Source organism: Mesorhizobium sp. M7A.F.Ca.CA.004.06.1.1 (assembly GCF_003999135.1).
In the GTDB taxonomy this organism is placed as follows: Bacteria; Pseudomonadota; Alphaproteobacteria; order Rhizobiales; family Rhizobiaceae; genus Mesorhizobium.
In genome coordinates this window covers 1-15,503 of record NZ_RZPQ01000059.1, presented here as the reverse complement: position 1 = coordinate 15,503, position 15,503 = coordinate 1, and the positions used below count along the sequence as shown (strand labels likewise).

Sequence of the window (15,503 nt, the reverse complement as noted above, 5' to 3'; positions counted from 1 at the left end):
CCGTTCGTCCAGCGCATCCACGCATTTTTTTCTGGAAGTTTAATGCTTTAGTATCTGGCTGAGGAACAACTTGGTTCGATCATGGCAAGGGTGGCCGAAAAACCCGTCGGGCGTGCCCTCCTCGACGATCTGCCCAGCGTCCATGAAGATCACCCGGTCGGCAACCGCACGAGCAAAACCCATCTCATGTGTTACACACACCATGGTCATGCCGTCCCGAGCCAATCCCGTCATCGTCTCTAGCACCTCGGAGACCATTTCCGGATCGAGTGCGGAGGTCGGCTCATCGAACAGCATGACAGCCGGTTCCATGCACAGGCTGCGGGCAATCGCCACGCGCTGCTGCTGTCCGCCGGACAGCTGGATGGGGAACTTGTTCGCCTGTTCGGGAATGCGGACCCGCTCGAGGAACTTCAGCGCGGTCTTGCGCGCCTGCTTTTCCGATACGCCCTTCACCCACATTGGGCCGGCCATGCAGTTCATCAGCACCGTCATGTGCGGAAACAGGTTGAAGTGCTGGAAGACCATGCCGACGTTGGAACGCACGGCGGCAACGTTGGTCATCTTGCCATGTAAGGCAACGCCGTTGACGACAATGTCGCCCTCTTGATGCGCCTCCAGGCGATTGAAGCAGCGGATGAGGGTTGATTTGCCGGAACCCGAGGGCCCGCAGATCACGATCCGCTCGCCCTTGTGGACGATCAGGTTGATGTCCTTCAGCGCCTGGAATTGGCCATACCATTTGGAAACGGACTTGGCTTCAATGATGGCGGGGGCGCTCATCGCACCTTGCTCCTGTGGTAATGCCGTTCGATCCGCGATTGGACCAGTTCGAGGCAGATCGACAGCATCCAGTAGATCATCGCTGCCGAGATCAGCATCTCCATGTGCTGGAAGGTCTTCTGTCCGAGGGTGCGCGCCAGGAACATCAGCTCCCACACGCCGATGACCGAGACCAGCGAGGAATCCTTCAGCATCGAGATGAACTGGTTGCCCGTTGGCGGAATGATGACCGGCAATGCCTGCGGCAGGATGATGCGACGCATGGTCAGCGTGAAGCCGAAGCCCATGGAGCGCGACGCCTCCCACTGGCCGCGATCGATGCTCTGGATGCCGGAGCGGAAGATCTCGGTCATGTAGGCGCCGTAGCAGAGCGATAGCGCCAGGATGCCGGCCGGAACCGCATCAATGACAAAGCCGAGCTGCGGCAGCCCGAGATAGATCAGATAGACCTGCATCAGCAGGGGCAGGCCGCGAAAGAAGGAGGTGTAGAAGCTGGCGATGGCGTAGGCGAAGCCATTGTTGGAGAGCTTGGCGACCGCTCCCGCCACCGCGATGACCGAAGCGATGACGATGGAAATCGCCGAGACGTAGAGCGTGGTGACAACGCCCTGGCTGATCAGGAACGGCAGTTTCTCTCTGATAAAGGGCAAGCTGAGATGGAACGTCTCGAAGAAGCCAACAAACAGGAGCAGCAGTTCGAGCCATACGATGCCGATCTGGAACTTGAGCGGCGCGAAGCCGATCAACACGACATTCAAGGTGAAGATCACCGCTATGGCGAAAGCAATGGCAAAGCGGCCGTAGAAGCCACTCACCGACGGTTCGCCGATCACGGGGCGCATCAGTTCGGCAAAGCTGGTGCTCGACATGTTGAAAGCCATGAAGAGAAGCAGAACGACGCCGAACATCGTAGCCACGAACCAGGGTTTGTGGACGAGGACTTCGGCTTCGACGGTATCCGGATAAAGCATCTTTGAGCACCGGCTGTTCGGCGGCCTGCCCGGGGGGCAGGCGCCTTTTAAGGGGGCTAGTTGGTCTTCGAGTAATCCTGCCCGTACCACTTTTCGGAAAGCTTGCTCAGCGTGCCATCCTCCTTCATCGCTTTCACGGCGTCGCCGATCTTGGCGGAGAGTTCGGGATCGCCGCGTTCGGTGGCGATCGCCAGCGGCTCGTAAAATACTGGGTCGCCCAGCTGCTTGATCGGGTAACCGGCCTTCTCGGCGTCGAGGATCGACGGCAGTGAAGAGACCACCGCGTCCAGGCGCACGCCGTCGCCGAGGCGGAGGTCGTCAAAGGCGGTCGTCGAATTCTCGTAGGAGCGGACCTCCTTCGGGTTGAGCTTGTACTCGAATGGCGGCGCGCCGGCGGCGTCGAGCGTCAGATCCTTCTTGGCATAGGCCTCGAAGGTGGAGGTGCTGGTGGCGCCGACCACCTTGCCGTCGAGATCTGCCAGCGTCTTGGCCTTGCTGTCCTTGTGCACGGCAACGGCCGCCGGCGTGTAATAGTAGACCGCCGGAAAATCGAAGATCTCGGCGCGTTTCTTGGTCGGCGTCATCGAGCCGGCATGCATGTCCCAGCGCCCCGCCCAATGGCCGGCGGTGATGATGTCCCAGCCGGGCGTGATGAACTCGACCTTGACGCCGAGGTGCTTGCCGATCGCCTTGGCGACGTCGACATCGAAGCCGTCCAGCTCGTTGCTGGAATTCACGAAGGACTGCGGCGCCCAGTTGGCATCGGTCGCCACCTTGAGCGTGCCGGCCGCCACAACGCGGTCGAGCACCGCGCCTGCGTGAGCAGGATATGCGCCAAGCGCAAGCGCCATCGCGGCCAACGTCAGCTGTGGTCTGTTCCAGAATGTCATATCCGTATTCCCCTGTTGTTGTTCAGTTCCTTGCAGTCACTTCCGTTCAGCCGGTCGTGACGTCGCAATTTCGTGCCGACCTGGTCGGCGTCCTCTCCCAAAGGCCCGCGGATTTAGCGACGTCGCGGCCGGTCCGGTCTTCCGATGTGGCGGAGGATGTTTGCCGTCGCCATTCCCCCGATCACAGGGAAGGTCCCGGCCCGCTCCCTGCGAGGTGTCGTGCAGCCCCTGGTGTCCGGCGTTGGCTTTCGCATCGCGAAGGCTGCTATTCATCGGCGCCGCCCCCCTTTCCCGCGGTCAGCGTCCATCAGGAAATCGCCCATCAGCGTGGCAACCCGAGCCGGCGCCTCGATCAGGATCGAATGACGAAGTCCGGGCAGGATGGCGAGTTGCGACCCTTGCACCTGTTCGTGCATCAGCCGTGCCATCCGCGGGCTGGAGCCCTGATCGTCCTCCCCGGTCACGATCAGCGTCGGGCAGGTGATGCGGTCGAGAATGCCGCCGAAATCGGTCTCGGCCAGAACGCGATAGGCGGCCGCATAGCAGTCGCGGTCGTTTTCAGCGTCACGCCGGCGCAACTCGGCGATGGTCTCCGGGTTGCTGTCCTGAAAATCCTCCGTCAGCCAGCGCGACAGCGAGGCTTCATGATGCACTGAGGCATCGCTCGCCATCAGCGCCGCCAGCCGGCCACGCACCGCGTGCCGTTCCTCGGGCGTGCGGCCGGCGACCGTCGACAGCAACACCAGTTTTTTCAGGCGCTCGGCATGGGTCAGCGACAGGCGCTGTGCGATCAGGCCACCCAGTGAAAACCCGGCCACATGGAAGGTGGCAAACCCGACATGGTCGGCCAGCGCCAGCGTTTCCTTGACGAAATCGTCGATCTCGTAACGGCCCTTGATCCGGCTGGAGCGGCCATGGCCGCGCAGGTCGAAGGTGAGAACCGAGAAGCGATCTTTCAGTTGGCCCGCCACGCCACTCCAGGCTTCGAGATAGGAGCCGACTCCATGGATGCAGACCAGCGGCAACCCACCCTCACCCTCAAGGCGCCAGTTGAGCAGCACGCCATCGACATCGAGCTGGCCGGAGCGCGCCATAGTCACGCCCTCGCCGCCTGGCGCGCCCTGTCGCGCTCGCGCGCGGCGAAGACCGGCATCACCTCGTCGACCCACAGCTTGATCGTCTTCTTCTGCAGCTCGAACGGCAGGTTGAACGTCAGGCCGAGGCAGTACTGGTCAACGCCCGCGGCTTCATAGTCGAGCAGCTTCTCGATCACCTCGTCGGGCGTGCCGAACATCAGGTTGCGACGGATGTTCTCGGGATTGTAATTGTCTTTGCCCTTGACTCTCTCGTAGGGGATAGCTTCGGGAAAGCCGTTTTGCACGGTGCCGATGTTCTGGAACAGGTTCTCGAACGCGCGGCCATAGTCAATGGCATGCCCGACCGCGATCTCCCAGTCCTGCGCTCGTTCGTAGACGCAGGTGCGCCGCTGCATCATCAGGCGCGGGCGCGGCACCTCTGGATGATCGGCGACGGCCTTGCGGAATTTCTCGCCGAGCACGGCGATCTCGGCCGCCGGCGCCGACAAGGGCGTCGACAGGATCGAAGCGCCGATGCCGACCGCCCAGTCGAAGGTTCCCGGGTCTCGCGCGGCCACCCAGATCGGCGGATGCGGCTTCTGCAGCGGCTTCGGCACGCCGGCGGCGAGTGGGAACTTCCAGTAATCGCCGTCATGGGCATAATCCTGTGCCCACAGCTTCTTCACCGCCGGCACCAGCTCCTTCAGATAGGCAACGCCTTCCTGCTGCGGCATGCCGCCGGCCATGCGGTCAAACTCATATTGGTAAGAACCGCGCGCGATGCCGAACTCCAGCCGCCCGCCGGTCAGGTGATCACAAAGTGCCGCCTCCCCTGCCAACCGGATCGGGCTCCAGTAGGGCGCGACCAGCGTCGAGGTGCCGAGGCGGATCTGCTCGGTATGCTGGGCAAGCCAGGTCAGCGTCATCAGGGGGTTGGGCGAGATCGTGCATTCGATCGTGTGATGCTCGGCCGTCCACAGCGTCTCGAAGCCACCTTCGTCGGCCAGGCGCGCCAACTCGAGGAGATTGCTCTTCACCTTCGACATCGGCATGTCGGGCGAGAAGCGTTCCATGGTCAGCGAAACGGCGAATTTCATGTCGGTCTCCCCAGTGCGTCGGTTTGGTCAGCGAAGGCGGATAATGAAGGGGTCCTGCATCGCGCCCGAGTAGTCGATGACGACGTTCTTCAGGCGCGAGAACTCCTCCATGGCGTCGAAGCCGCCGCGCCGCCCGTAGCCGCTCTCCTTGAAGCCGCCATTGGCGGACATGAAGGACGAGGCGCGGTAGGTGTTGATCCAGACGGTGCCGGCTTCAACATTCCTGGCGAAACGCAGCGCGCGGTTGATGTCCCGGGTCCAGATGCCGGAGGCGAGGCCATAGCGGGTGTCGTTGGCGAGACGGATCATCTGGTCTTCCGACGAGAACGGGATGACGCCGACGACAGGACCGAATAGTTCCTCCTGCATGAAGTCCATGCCGTTGTCGGCATCGGTCATCACGGTCGGCTCGAAGTACCAGCCGCCTGCAAGCTCATCCGCCTGCGGCCGCTTGCCGCCGGCCGCAATCCGCGCGCCCTGGCGCACGCCCGAGGCGACGTAGCCTTCTACCTTGGCGAGTTGCACCGACAGCGCCAGCGGTCCGACGTCGGTTTCCTCCAGCATCGGCAGCCCGACCCGCACGCGCCGCGTGCGTTCGACCAGCGCCTCGACGAACCGATCGTAGACGCTGGCCTCGACGAAACAGCGCGAACCGGCGACGCAGGTCTGCCCAGCCGCCGCGAACACACCGGACACGACGCCGTTGACGGCATGGTCGATGTCGACGTCGTCGAAGACGACATGTGGCGACTTGCCGCCGAGTTCCATCGAACAGGGGATGAGGTTCTCAGCCGCATTGGCGGCAATCCGCCGGCCCGTCGCCGTCGAACCGGTGAAGACGAATTTCGCGATGCCAGGGTGCCGGGTCAGCGCGTCCCCCGCCACGGCGCCGGTGCCGGTCACGACATTGACGACGCCGGCCGGGAAGCCGGCCTCCATGATCAGCTCGGCCAGCGCGAGCGTGGAGGCACTGGCATGCTCGGACGGCTTGACGACCACCGTGTTGCCGAGCGCCAGGCATGGCGCCAGCGTGCCGGTGAGCAGCATCAGCGGCGAGTTCCATGGCGTGATCATGCCGACGACGCCGATCGGCTCGCGCAGGTTGAAATTGAGCATGTCGAGCTTGTTGACCGGAATGGTGTCGCCGAGCAGCTTGTCGGCCATCCCTGCGAAATAGGTGTAGCTGTCGGGCATGGCGCGCATCTGCGCCCGCATTTCCTTGAGCAGCTTGCCGTTGTCACGGGTCTCGATCAGCGCCAGCGCGTCGGCGTGCTCCAGCACCAGTTCCGCCAGCCGGCGCACCAGCCTGCCGCGGTCGGTCTGGGTCATGCGCCGCCAGGCAGGCGCCGCGAAAGCGGTACGTGCGGCCTCGACGGCCGCGCCGACATCCTCGGCGCCGGCCTCGGCGAACTCGTACCAGGGCTTGCCGGTGGTCGGGTCGAAACTGTCGATGTACTGCCCGGTTTTCGGCGCCACGAACGCCCCGTTGATGAACAGGTTCTGGCGTGAGCCTTCGAGCGATCCGACCGTCGTTTTCATGCTGTCTGTCCTGCGTGGAGCATCATTCGGACGCGGCCTGCGTCCACGATTGCGACTGGCCGTCGATCATGGCGACACGGCCGCCATCGCCGGTGTCGATATAGATGCCGAAGCGTTTGTCCTGGCGCTCGCGGGCATAGCGGCGCAGCATGGCGCGCAGTTCATGCGTGGCGATCCGCTCATAGGGCAGCGCGTCGACGGAAAAGAAGGCGTGACCCTCCGGAAGTGCGGCTTCAGCGCTCTCACGGCTCAGTTCGGCGCGGTAGATGAGATAGCCCGGGTCGCTGTCGGCGACGTCGAAGACCGAATAGAGGAAGGTGTTTTCAGGGACGAGGGTCAGCGCCTCGCCGCCATCGAGGACGAGCTGACTGTCGGCCTTGCGGCGCCGCGCCGTCGGCAGCACCCAACTTCCCTTGCCATCGGTGCGCAAGAGGATGCGGTCGCCGGCTTCGACAAGATAGCCGATGATCATGTCCTGCGAGGCCAGCCAGCCGGCAGGCAGCGGATCCTTTACGCTGGCGTAACGGCCGCGGCAAAACCCGAGCGGCGCCGATGGGCTGGTTCCGAAAGCCTGGACCTGGCCGATCAGGATGATGTGGTCGCCGGCCTCGATGCGGTTGTGAACGGTGCAGTCGAACCATGTCAGGCTGTCGGTGAGGATCGGCGCGCCGGTGTGGGCGCGGTCATGGTTGACCGACTGGAATTTGTCCGCCGCTTTGGATGCGAACACCGAAGAAACGTCGACCTGGCCTTCATGGAGGAAATTGACCGCGAAGGACCGTGTTTCGTTGAATGCGGGAAAGCTCGCCGCCGCCTTGGCGACGCAGACCAGGAGCAACGGCGGGTCAAGCGAGACCGAGGTAAAGGAGTTCGCGGTCATGCCGCGCGGATTGCCGTCGCAGTCGCGCGTGGTGATGACGGTCACGCCGGTGACGAAGGTGCCGAAGGCACGACGCAAGGCGATCGGGTCGATCGTCCTGTGTACCACCGCGTCCGCCATTGCTTTCCTCCCATAGTGTCGGATGAAAGCTAGGCAAGAGACGGCCGGCCTTCTTCCTCCGGTCTGTAGGAAAGATGTCGGGGCGTGCTGCTGCCATCCCGAGCAAGTGCAGGCGCAGCGCGCCTGCACTTGCGGCGGCTGCCGCGTCGAAACAGTGGTGGCGAGGTCAACAGAGTCTAACGGGCTGTCGGCGTGCGGCTGTCGATGATGCCGCTGAGACGGATCGCGAGTTCAACCGCGAAGCGCTGTTCGGGCGTGTCGAGACGGATGCCGAACAGGTCCTCCATGCGCGACAGGCGATAGCGTAAGGTGGTGACATGCAGGCCGATGGCGTCGGCGCAGGCCTGGCTGCGGCAGCCCTCGCGCAGATAGGCAAATAACGTCTCCAGATAGGGCGTGCCGTGCTCGCGGTCATGCGCGATCAGGGCGCCGACACTTTCGTCGACGAAGCCGCGCACGTCCGGAGCGTCGGCAGCGGCGACCAATATCGGCAGCGGACCGAAATCCTGGCCGGCAAAAACGCCGGTGCGCCCGAAGGAACGGCCGATCCGGATCATGCGGCGGCACCGCTCCCAGGCGATGGGATAATCGACCAGCGCGGCACAGGCCTCGGAAAGCACAACCACCGGCTCAGCTTCGAAATAGCGGCCAAGCCCGGCCGCAATCTTGTGCGGCAATTTCGCGAAGCGCGCGCCATCCTGCCCGGTATCGGCCGGGACAAGACAGACAAGCCCATCCTCCACCGCGATTGCCGTGCCGGCAATGCCGGCCTGCTGCAGCAGACGCATGACCTCGTGATGCGGATCGGCAAGGCCGATGGCACCGTCCTGTTCGGCGAGGTCGACGACGATCATCTTCTGTGCAACGGTCAAGTCGAGCCCCAGCCGGCGGGCGCGACTGACGATATCGGCCTCGTCGCGCCAGCGGCGCTCCGCCACCTCCAGGAAAAGCTCGGTCAGCGAGCGCGTCTCGAAACGGAAGCGCACGAAGCTGCGCATCATCTGCACGCTGAGTGCGAATTTGGTGCTGTCGAGCAGCATCTGATCGAGTTGACCAGACTCGTGAGGCGTCGGGAAAATCATCAGTGCGCCAACCACTTCGGCGTCGATGCTAAGCGGCTCGATGCGCACCGAAAGCTTGAGCTGTCGCTTGCCGTCATCGACGAACAGCGTCTCGGTGTGACGCCCGTCGGACACGCCGCGCGCTATCTTGAAGATCTGCCGGCTGAGCGTTCCGCTCACCGCCTGCTGCCAGGAGGCGGCGTCGAAATGCGCCTCGCTCGGGGAACGGCCGGCGACAACCAGATTGGCATGGAAATCGATCACCACCACAGGATTGGGTAGCAGCTCGCTGACCTTTTCGGCGAGCGAGGCCACCGATCCGTCCGACAAGGCTTGCTGCAGAAGCGAGGTGTGCGCCGATAGGGCGCGCTGCAGACGCTCGCCGGCCTGCTTCTCCTGGCGCAGCCGATGCTGCTTCTCGACCGCGATCTCACCCAGATGCACGATCATGCCGATGAAGGCGATATCCTGCGCCGTCACTTCGGTGATCTCGCGCGAAACGACGGTCAGCACCATCGGCCGGCCGTCTTCGTCGACGCAGTTCATCGGCATGACCAGAACACTGCGGTAGTCGCGCTCGAAGGCTTCTCGGCGGTAGCCCGGGAACTCCTCCGATACGCGCGCGTCCCTGATGTAGACCGGCTCGTTGCGGTTGAGCGCGACGATCGAGGGACTGGTGGCCAGCTCCCAACGGTCCGGCAACGTGCGGTGAATGAGCGTCGGGTCGTGGCGCACGATGACATAGGCGTGGCCGTGGGCGGCGTCGATGCCCATGATCGAGCCTAAAGTCCATTGGGCATGACGACAGGCCGCCAGCACGAGATGGCGCAGCACGGACTGGAGATCGCCGCCCGAATTGATGAGGCTGGCGGCGTCCCGCAAGGAGAGAATTTGCGATTCGTGGTCCACGCCTGATCTTCCGCCGCTCGCGAAGGGCGAATTTAAGCCGTCGCGGATATACGAACGCTACACCGCTTCCAAGCGGGACGCACGCCGTTTCTTCCTACGAACCGGAGGAATACCCGACGGTTGGCGTGCATTATCTTGAGCTTCCACCTGGGGAGGCCAAATCATGGAATTGCGAAAAGTCAGCACCTTCATCGAGGAAGTGCACATCGAAGGCGGCAAAGCGGGTGCAAGGCCGGTAACGTCGATCGTGGTGGCAGCCGTCCTGCGCAATCCATGGGCCGGGCGCGGCTTCGTCGAGCATTTGCGGCCGGAGATTGTCGCCATAGCGCCCCGGCTGGGGCAGGAACTCACGAGCCGCCTGATTGGATTGATGCAGGCGGAACGCATCGAAAGCTACGGCAAGGCGGCCGCCGTCGGAACCGCCGGCGAGATCGAGCATGCCTCCGCCATGATCCATACGCTGCGCTTCGGCAATGTCTTCCGCGACGCCGTCGGCGGCACGACCTATCTCGAATTCTGTAACACCCGCAACGCGCCGGGCGCGCTGCTATCGCTGCCGATGATGCACAAGAGCGAGAACGGTCGCCGCTCGCATTTCATCACCGCCAACTTCCAGATCGCCGACGGCCCGGCTGCCGACGAGATTGTCGTGGCCATCGGTGCTGCGGACGGCGGCCGGGTTCACCCACGGATTGCGGACCGCTTTCAGGACATGAAAGAGATGGAGCAGGAAGCAGCGATGTGAGGCTTGCGCTGGGTTCCACAACATCACCGTGGGTACCACAGCATCACCAATGTTCAGAGCCGGCGAATGCTGATGACGATCTCGCGGCCTATTTCGAAGAGCTTGCTAGGCTGCAGTGCAGGCTCTCCGGACCCGAAGGTGCTTGGCGAACTGCACAGGCGTCCTTGCCGTTCATCTCCGGCCATCGATGCTGTCGACATGCGGCGTTGCGATCCGGCACCTTTGATGCCGGAACTATGGCGGTAGCTAGTTTGCCAGTACCCTCCAATTGCCTGCCTCTTCAAGAGCCCGCTACGCCGGTGGCGGGCTTTCGCTTTGTTGGTGCGCAAGCGTCAGGAAGGCAGTCGCCGAATTGGCGGGAACAATTTAGCGAAAAGTAAATTCAACGGTCTTCTGGTAGGAGGCCAAAGTGTCCCAGCGAAGCATCGACAAATGACCGATTGGATCGCGCAGACCGCGAGGCAAAAGTTGATAACGCGGCCGAGAGAGAGGCGCGTTTTTTAAAGACTGCGCGACTTCGAGAACAACGCCTTGCTGCCGAAGCCAAAGGTTCCCAGGCTTCGAAGAAGGGGCGATCCAGGAGCTAAGGCGCTTAGCCGCCGACGCCGACCGTCAGACAGCGACGCCCTTCTGACGGAACATTAAGCTACGCTAATAGTTCTGACGCGCCGGAGCGCCCGACGATCCGGGCACGTCATCCTTGGCCCGCCGCTGCGGTAAATGGGAGGCGAGTTCTTTACATTCGGCCTGCGCGAGGCCCGCTCGACGCGTGAGTGAGGGAGACATCATGGATCCCGAAAAGCCCAGCATTTATGCGCCGTCCGCCGAGCTGCTCGCTGCCATGGCTAATGAAAAGCGCCTTCTCGCTCTAATCATTCTTGCCGACGGAGAAATATCCGTTTCTGATCTGGCGTCGCGATTAGGGCTTAGCAACTCCGCACTCTCCCAACATCTTAGCATAATGCGAGAATTTGGGCTGGTCACCCGGAGGCAGGAGCGTCAAAAAGCGTATTACTCGTGCACAGATCGTGCCCTGAAGGTCCTTGAACTCCTGGACTGGCTTGCTGAGAGGAAAACTCTGCCTGGCCGCGACCATCATCCATAAAGCCCGAGACCTTTGGAGAGGTTTCCTCTCGGCCTTCGCTCTAACGTGCTTCCCGCATTCGTGCCGGAGAGGCGTGCCAAGAGCGCTTGCGATGTCGCGACTTTAAGGCTCCTCATCTTCGTCCGGATGTGGAGATTTATACGCTTCAGCCCCGCCGCCAGCGATGGCGGCGGGGCTGAATTGGTTCGTTCAGTCGTAAACCTTGATGATTTTTCGGGTGCCTGGGTCCACCAGCACCGTGCGGTTGTCGACCACCACATAGCGGTATTTGACGTTGGGAACCTCATGGATCTCAACCGTGTCCGGCAGAGCTGTCCCGACATTCAGTTCCACGCCGGGGAGCTTGACCGACGCCAGGGGCTGCTGCTTCACATATTCGCGGATGACGGTGTCTTGTTCCGGCTGGATAATGATGTCGTCCGCGGCGGCTGAGCCGATCCCAGCCAAGAGCAACATCGCTGCTGCGGTGTTCTTTAGAAGCATGTTCATATCTGCACTCCCGTAGGGACTGGCGCAACACGATCATCGTCCCGCGCCGCCCGACAACTTGAACATGGAGCCGCCCTAGACGTTCCGCCTTAGGTACTTAGGTCTAGTCCCTTTGGGGCCTAAGTCTGGTCCTAGAACACGCATTGGTCCTGTCAGAGACAGCGACTGGAACGCCTGCCTCCCGCGGCTGTTGTCTCTCGAACTTGGGAGAAAGCAGATGGATAAAAGTGCTGGCCAAGCACGACGCCGATAGCAGGTTCGCGAGCCGCCCAGCTGCTCGCGAACCTATATCTTTAACTTGGAGTAGGTGACCTGATGTTGCGCGACAAAGAGAGTCGGATCTTAGAGGCAGGCTTACTGGCAGCAGTGCCTATTTGTGTGGCGATTACCGCACTGGTCGCCTTGATGACTTTGGCCCGGATATGAATCGGTTCCTTTTCGCGGCCTCCGACTTCCTATCTCGGCCGCCGGGCTTCTATGTCATTCTCATAGCAATGGTTTTGTGCACCGCCCTGGTGCCCTTTGGTCTGACAAGTGCGGTTACCTACGCCCTGTCGGTTGCCGCCATCGTGATCACTGGTGTTGTCCTTCTACAAGGCTATCGCGACACCGCCGCCATTCACGCCAAACTCGATGAGATCATCGTTTCACTGAATGAAACCAGAAATGACGTTGTCGGATTGGAGCACGCCGAGCCGGAGGAGATCAGGGAGAAGCTTGTAGAACTCGAAGCAGAGGCGTCCCGAACGATCGGCGCTGCCAGGCGCGAACTTTCGAAAGCAACAGGAGAGAGATCATGAACAATATCATTTGGCTCGTCGGTGCGGTGGTCGTCGTCTTGGCAATTTTGAGTTTCTTTGGCCTTCGGTAGGGCGGCGGCCATTTCCGCCGACAACCTGAAGGCTTACGGGACCAAACTTGGCGTTGCAAAATTGCTTTTCATGAATGACAATCATCCGCCCCCCGACAAGTTGGTGTCCGATCCACCGCCAGATTGGCAGGGCGTGCTTTTTGCCACCGCTGCCCTCGTCTCATCCTTATGCGCCCTGCTGCTGGCATTTTGGATGTCTGTTTGATCGCTGTCGGACAGCCCATTGTCCTATAGAGAGCCAAAAAGGTTTGGCACCAAAGTTGCATTGACAAGTTGGGGCGGATGAAGCCCGCCGCTTCGCAAATGGGGCGGCGGGCTTTCATAAGTTTAACCCTCAGAAACGAGCAGCGGCGGGTGCTTTGGCCGTTCGCGCGATCACTTGGCGGAGGTTAAGCATGTCGACCCGCCGGCATGCCGGTTAGGCGGAGTCTGGGCGCGACCTACGTCTTTCCGCCTTTGTGGTGCTTTTCTGACCGGGCGTCTGCTTCAGGCTCTTTGCCGGATCGCACACCGAACTTTTCACCGTTGGATTTTTCGCCCTCAGTTGCGCGGCGGAGACCTCATTCACGAATGTAGTGTCATGTGGGATTTCCAAGGAGGGCATCCGAATATCGGATGTCAGTCCACTGGCCAAACGATCATAAGCATCGGCACGGCAACAATGACTACGAGAAAAGATAGGGGCAGTCCCAGACGGGGATAGTCGCTGAAGCGGTAGCCACCCGGCCCCATGACAAGCGTGTTGCACTGATGTCCGATCGGGGTGAGAAAGTCACAGCCGGCGCCAATGGCGACAGCCATCAAAAATGCTTCCGGCCGGTAGCCCAGATCACCAGCAAACTCGGCGGCGATAGGCGCCATGACAAGGACGGTGGCGGCATTGTTGAGGAATGGCGTAACGGCCATGGCGGCGACAAGGATGAGCATCAGTGCGCCGGACGCCGGAAGGAGTGTCCCCAGCCTAGCAAGCTCGCCGGCAACTACTCCCGTCGCCCCTGTACTGCGCAGCGAATCGCTCACTGGAATGAGAACGGCCAGCATCACGAGGATAGGCCCATCGAGCGATTGGTATACGTCGCGGAGCGGAATGACCTTGAAAAGCACAATCGCGACAGCGGCCGCGAAGAAGGCGACGGAGACTGGCAGCAGCCCAAACGCCGTCGCCACCATGGCGAGAGCAAGGATTACTACCGGCACGATACCCTTGCGGACGCTACCAAGAAGGATAGCCCTTTCTGCCAGCGGTAAGCAGCCGAGTTCACGAAGTATCTCGGGCATCCTGGCTGCACTGCCCCGCAAAACGACAACGTCCCCGAGCCTCAGCTCGACTTCGGCCAGCCTGCGGTCGAGGCGCTCCCCGCGACGGCTGACAGCCAGGAGGTTGACATTGAAGCGATCGTAAAGGGCAAGGCGCTGGGCGGTCCAGCCGATCAAAGAGGAGCTTTCACCGATTACGGCTTCGATAGCGACCATTTCGTTGGTGGTGTCGTCACCAGCGACCCTATCCCCGGTCACGCTGAGCCTGCCCTGGGAGACAAGGCGATCCAGCGCTTCTGGGTCGCCTTCGAGCAACAGGATGTCATTCACCTTGAGGATCGCGTCGGGCAGTGGCGTCATCCGCATCGTGCGATTGCGCAGAATCGACGTCACGATTGCATCGCCGCCGGCGAGCTTCATGAGGTCTGCGACGGTTTTCCCGAGCACCGTGGAGTCGGCGACAATTCGAGCCTCTGTAAGGTAGTTCTTGATGTCGAGGGCTTCGTTCAGTGATCCGCCAAGCTTTTCGCGCACCGGCAACAACCAATAGAAAAACAGCAGGAAGATCGTTCCGGCAGCGGCTATGCCAGCTCCAACAGGTGTGAAGTCGAACATTGTGAAGGCGGTTCCGGTCAGCTCCTCTCGTACTCGGGACACAACGATGTTGGGAGATGTTCCCACCTGCGTCATGAGACCGCCGAGCAGTGATCCGAACGCCATAGGCATCAGGAATGTCGAGGGTGAAATGTTAGACCGGCGCGCGAACTGGAAGGCGATCGGAATCATGATAGCGAGCGCCCCGATATTCTTTACAAAGGCAGAGAGAATCGTGACCAAGATCACCAGCAGCGCCAGTTGCGACCGAACTCCCGATAATTTCGGAGCAAAGCGCTTGATGGCGGCCTCCATGATACCCGAGCGTGCTATCCCTGCGCTCACCAGCAGAGCACTGCCGACAATGACCACGATATCGTCGCTGAACCCGCTGAAGGCCTCGTCAAAAGGCACGATGCCAACCGCGAGAGCAAGCAACAGTGCCGCGGCCGCGACCAGATCATAACGATAGCGACCCCACACGAACGCTGCCATCATCACGAAGGTTACGGCAAATGACAAAATTTGCGGCGTCGTCATGTCTTCGAATGCCCCAGCCGCCAATGCGACTGATCAGAACGGCCAAACCGCCCCTTTTGTTGCTTTGCTGATTGCGGCTTTGCCAGCACGATCCTGAATGCCATCGGGCGATGGCCGCTGGCCCACGGCTTCCAGCGCAGATGCCTGCGATCGTCAACTTTCAGGCAATGGCAAAACTGACCTTACGACCGATTTGAGACGCATTGCTGACAGGCATTTGTGGGACGGGAGCGGAACGGCGACTTCTGGCAAATGACAAGCGATAGCAGAAATTCGTCAGTTAGGGTCGGCGTCTCTGGCTGGCTTGGATGGAACATATAGAGGTGCCAGAAATGCACAGGTCGGATGGGAATGCGGAGACCCTCCAGATTCCGGGCAGCTCCTGTCTCGGCTTTGCAGGCCCGACCATCTGTCGAATGGCATCGCGGAGAGATTACGGACTCAGTTACTTCTGGCGAAAGGCGGAGTGGAACGACACAACCAACGGACCTAGCACATAGTCGAGCGCGGTGCGTTCCTCGGTGACGATCATGACTGACGCCGGCATGCCCGGATAAAGCGCAATCTGTGGGGCTG

Annotated in this window: 14 protein-coding genes; 4 read left to right on the top strand and 10 right to left on the bottom strand. The window is 61.5% G+C overall.

Annotated features, from left to right (window positions below; genetic code table 11):
* Positions 1 to 39: 39 nt before the first annotated feature.
* The 8 genes from EN906_RS06420 to EN906_RS06385 all read right to left on the bottom strand — a co-directional run bounded on the left by EN906_RS06420 (position 40) and on the right by EN906_RS06385 (position 9,326).
* Positions 40 to 783 (bottom strand): amino acid ABC transporter ATP-binding protein, encoded by a 744-nt coding sequence (locus EN906_RS06420; RefSeq protein ID WP_127266451.1) that lies wholly within the window; start codon positions 781 to 783, stop codon positions 40 to 42.
* Complete coding sequence (locus EN906_RS06415; protein WP_127266450.1) at positions 780 to 1,754, bottom strand: amino acid ABC transporter permease; 975 nt, start codon at positions 1,752 to 1,754, stop codon at positions 780 to 782. The genes EN906_RS06420 and EN906_RS06415 overlap by 4 nt, the downstream gene beginning before the upstream one ends.
* A 56-nt stretch (positions 1,755 to 1,810) precedes the next feature.
* A complete protein-coding gene (locus tag EN906_RS06410) occupies positions 1,811 to 2,644 on the bottom strand; it encodes a transporter substrate-binding domain-containing protein (RefSeq protein ID WP_127270403.1) in 834 nt (277 codons plus the stop codon).
* A 269-nt stretch (positions 2,645 to 2,913) separates the two neighbouring features.
* The gene (locus tag EN906_RS06405) at positions 2,914 to 3,738 is read right to left on the bottom strand and encodes an alpha/beta hydrolase (RefSeq protein WP_127270407.1); all 825 of its coding nucleotides are present in this window, start codon (positions 3,736 to 3,738) and stop codon (positions 2,914 to 2,916) included.
* 2 nt (positions 3,739 to 3,740) lie between these two features.
* Complete coding sequence (locus tag EN906_RS06400; RefSeq protein WP_127270402.1) at positions 3,741 to 4,817, bottom strand: LLM class flavin-dependent oxidoreductase; 1,077 nt, start codon at positions 4,815 to 4,817, stop codon at positions 3,741 to 3,743.
* Between the two features lie 27 nt (positions 4,818 to 4,844).
* A complete protein-coding gene (locus EN906_RS06395) occupies positions 4,845 to 6,356 on the bottom strand; it encodes an aldehyde dehydrogenase (RefSeq protein WP_127270401.1) in 1,512 nt (503 codons plus the stop codon).
* A gap of 22 nt (positions 6,357 to 6,378) precedes the next feature.
* Positions 6,379 to 7,356 (bottom strand): flavin reductase family protein, encoded by a 978-nt coding sequence (locus EN906_RS06390; protein WP_127266842.1) that lies wholly within the window; start codon positions 7,354 to 7,356, stop codon positions 6,379 to 6,381.
* Positions 7,357 to 7,532: 176 nt separating this feature from the next.
* Positions 7,533 to 9,326: a helix-turn-helix domain-containing protein gene (locus EN906_RS06385; protein ID WP_127266843.1), complete on the bottom strand. Its 1,794-nt coding sequence runs from the start codon at positions 9,324 to 9,326 to the stop codon at positions 7,533 to 7,535.
* 163 nt (positions 9,327 to 9,489) lie between these two features.
* Here EN906_RS06385 and EN906_RS06380 point away from each other — a divergent pair, with 163 nt between their 5' ends.
* Both EN906_RS06380 and EN906_RS06375 read left to right on the top strand, forming a co-directional pair.
* Positions 9,490 to 10,071: an amino acid synthesis family protein gene (locus tag EN906_RS06380; protein ID WP_127266844.1), complete on the top strand. Its 582-nt coding sequence runs from the start codon at positions 9,490 to 9,492 to the stop codon at positions 10,069 to 10,071.
* A 787-nt stretch (positions 10,072 to 10,858) separates the two neighbouring features.
* Positions 10,859 to 11,176 (top strand): metalloregulator ArsR/SmtB family transcription factor, encoded by a 318-nt coding sequence (locus tag EN906_RS06375; RefSeq protein ID WP_164748698.1) that lies wholly within the window; start codon positions 10,859 to 10,861, stop codon positions 11,174 to 11,176.
* Between the two features lie 189 nt (positions 11,177 to 11,365).
* Here the strand turns inward: EN906_RS06375 and EN906_RS06370 are convergent, their stop codons facing one another.
* A complete protein-coding gene (locus EN906_RS06370; RefSeq protein ID WP_127266845.1) occupies positions 11,366 to 11,665 on the bottom strand; it encodes a DUF1236 domain-containing protein in 300 nt (99 codons plus the stop codon).
* A 422-nt stretch (positions 11,666 to 12,087) separates the two neighbouring features.
* Here EN906_RS06370 and EN906_RS06360 point away from each other — a divergent pair, with 422 nt between their 5' ends.
* Positions 12,088 to 12,465, top strand: a complete 378-nt coding sequence (locus tag EN906_RS06360) for a low affinity iron permease family protein (RefSeq protein ID WP_127266847.1) — start codon at positions 12,088 to 12,090, stop codon at positions 12,463 to 12,465.
* A 57-nt stretch (positions 12,466 to 12,522) separates the two neighbouring features.
* Complete coding sequence (locus EN906_RS06355; RefSeq protein ID WP_127266848.1) at positions 12,523 to 12,741, top strand: hypothetical protein; 219 nt, start codon at positions 12,523 to 12,525, stop codon at positions 12,739 to 12,741.
* A 413-nt stretch (positions 12,742 to 13,154) separates the two neighbouring features.
* Here EN906_RS06355 and EN906_RS06350 read toward each other — a convergent pair whose 3' ends face one another.
* Entirely contained in the window at positions 13,155 to 14,927 is a 1,773-nt protein-coding gene (locus tag EN906_RS06350) for an SLC13 family permease (protein WP_127266849.1), read from the bottom strand.
* Positions 14,928 to 15,503 lie beyond the last annotated feature (576 nt).

Coding starts and splice junctions, on each gene's coding strand:
- EN906_RS06420 (WP_127266451.1), bottom strand. CDS start 783: ATGAGCGCCCCCGCCATCATTGAAGCCAAGTCCGTTTCCAAATGGTAT.
- EN906_RS06415 (WP_127266450.1), bottom strand. CDS start 1,754: ATGCTTTATCCGGATACCGTCGAAGCCGAAGTCCTCGTCCACAAACCC.
- EN906_RS06410 (WP_127270403.1), bottom strand. CDS start 2,644: ATGACATTCTGGAACAGACCACAGCTGACGTTGGCCGCGATGGCGCTT.
- EN906_RS06405 (WP_127270407.1), bottom strand. CDS start 3,738: ATGGCGCGCTCCGGCCAGCTCGATGTCGATGGCGTGCTGCTCAACTGG.
- EN906_RS06400 (WP_127270402.1), bottom strand. CDS start 4,817: ATGAAATTCGCCGTTTCGCTGACCATGGAACGCTTCTCGCCCGACATG.
- EN906_RS06395 (WP_127270401.1), bottom strand. CDS start 6,356: ATGAAAACGACGGTCGGATCGCTCGAAGGCTCACGCCAGAACCTGTTC.
- EN906_RS06390 (WP_127266842.1), bottom strand. CDS start 7,356: ATGGCGGACGCGGTGGTACACAGGACGATCGACCCGATCGCCTTGCGT.
- EN906_RS06380 (WP_127266844.1), top strand. CDS start 9,490: ATGGAATTGCGAAAAGTCAGCACCTTCATCGAGGAAGTGCACATCGAA.
- EN906_RS06375 (WP_164748698.1), top strand. CDS start 10,859: ATGGATCCCGAAAAGCCCAGCATTTATGCGCCGTCCGCCGAGCTGCTC.
- EN906_RS06370 (WP_127266845.1), bottom strand. CDS start 11,665: ATGAACATGCTTCTAAAGAACACCGCAGCAGCGATGTTGCTCTTGGCT.
- EN906_RS06360 (WP_127266847.1), top strand. CDS start 12,088: ATGAATCGGTTCCTTTTCGCGGCCTCCGACTTCCTATCTCGGCCGCCG.
- EN906_RS06350 (WP_127266849.1), bottom strand. CDS start 14,927: ATGACGACGCCGCAAATTTTGTCATTTGCCGTAACCTTCGTGATGATG.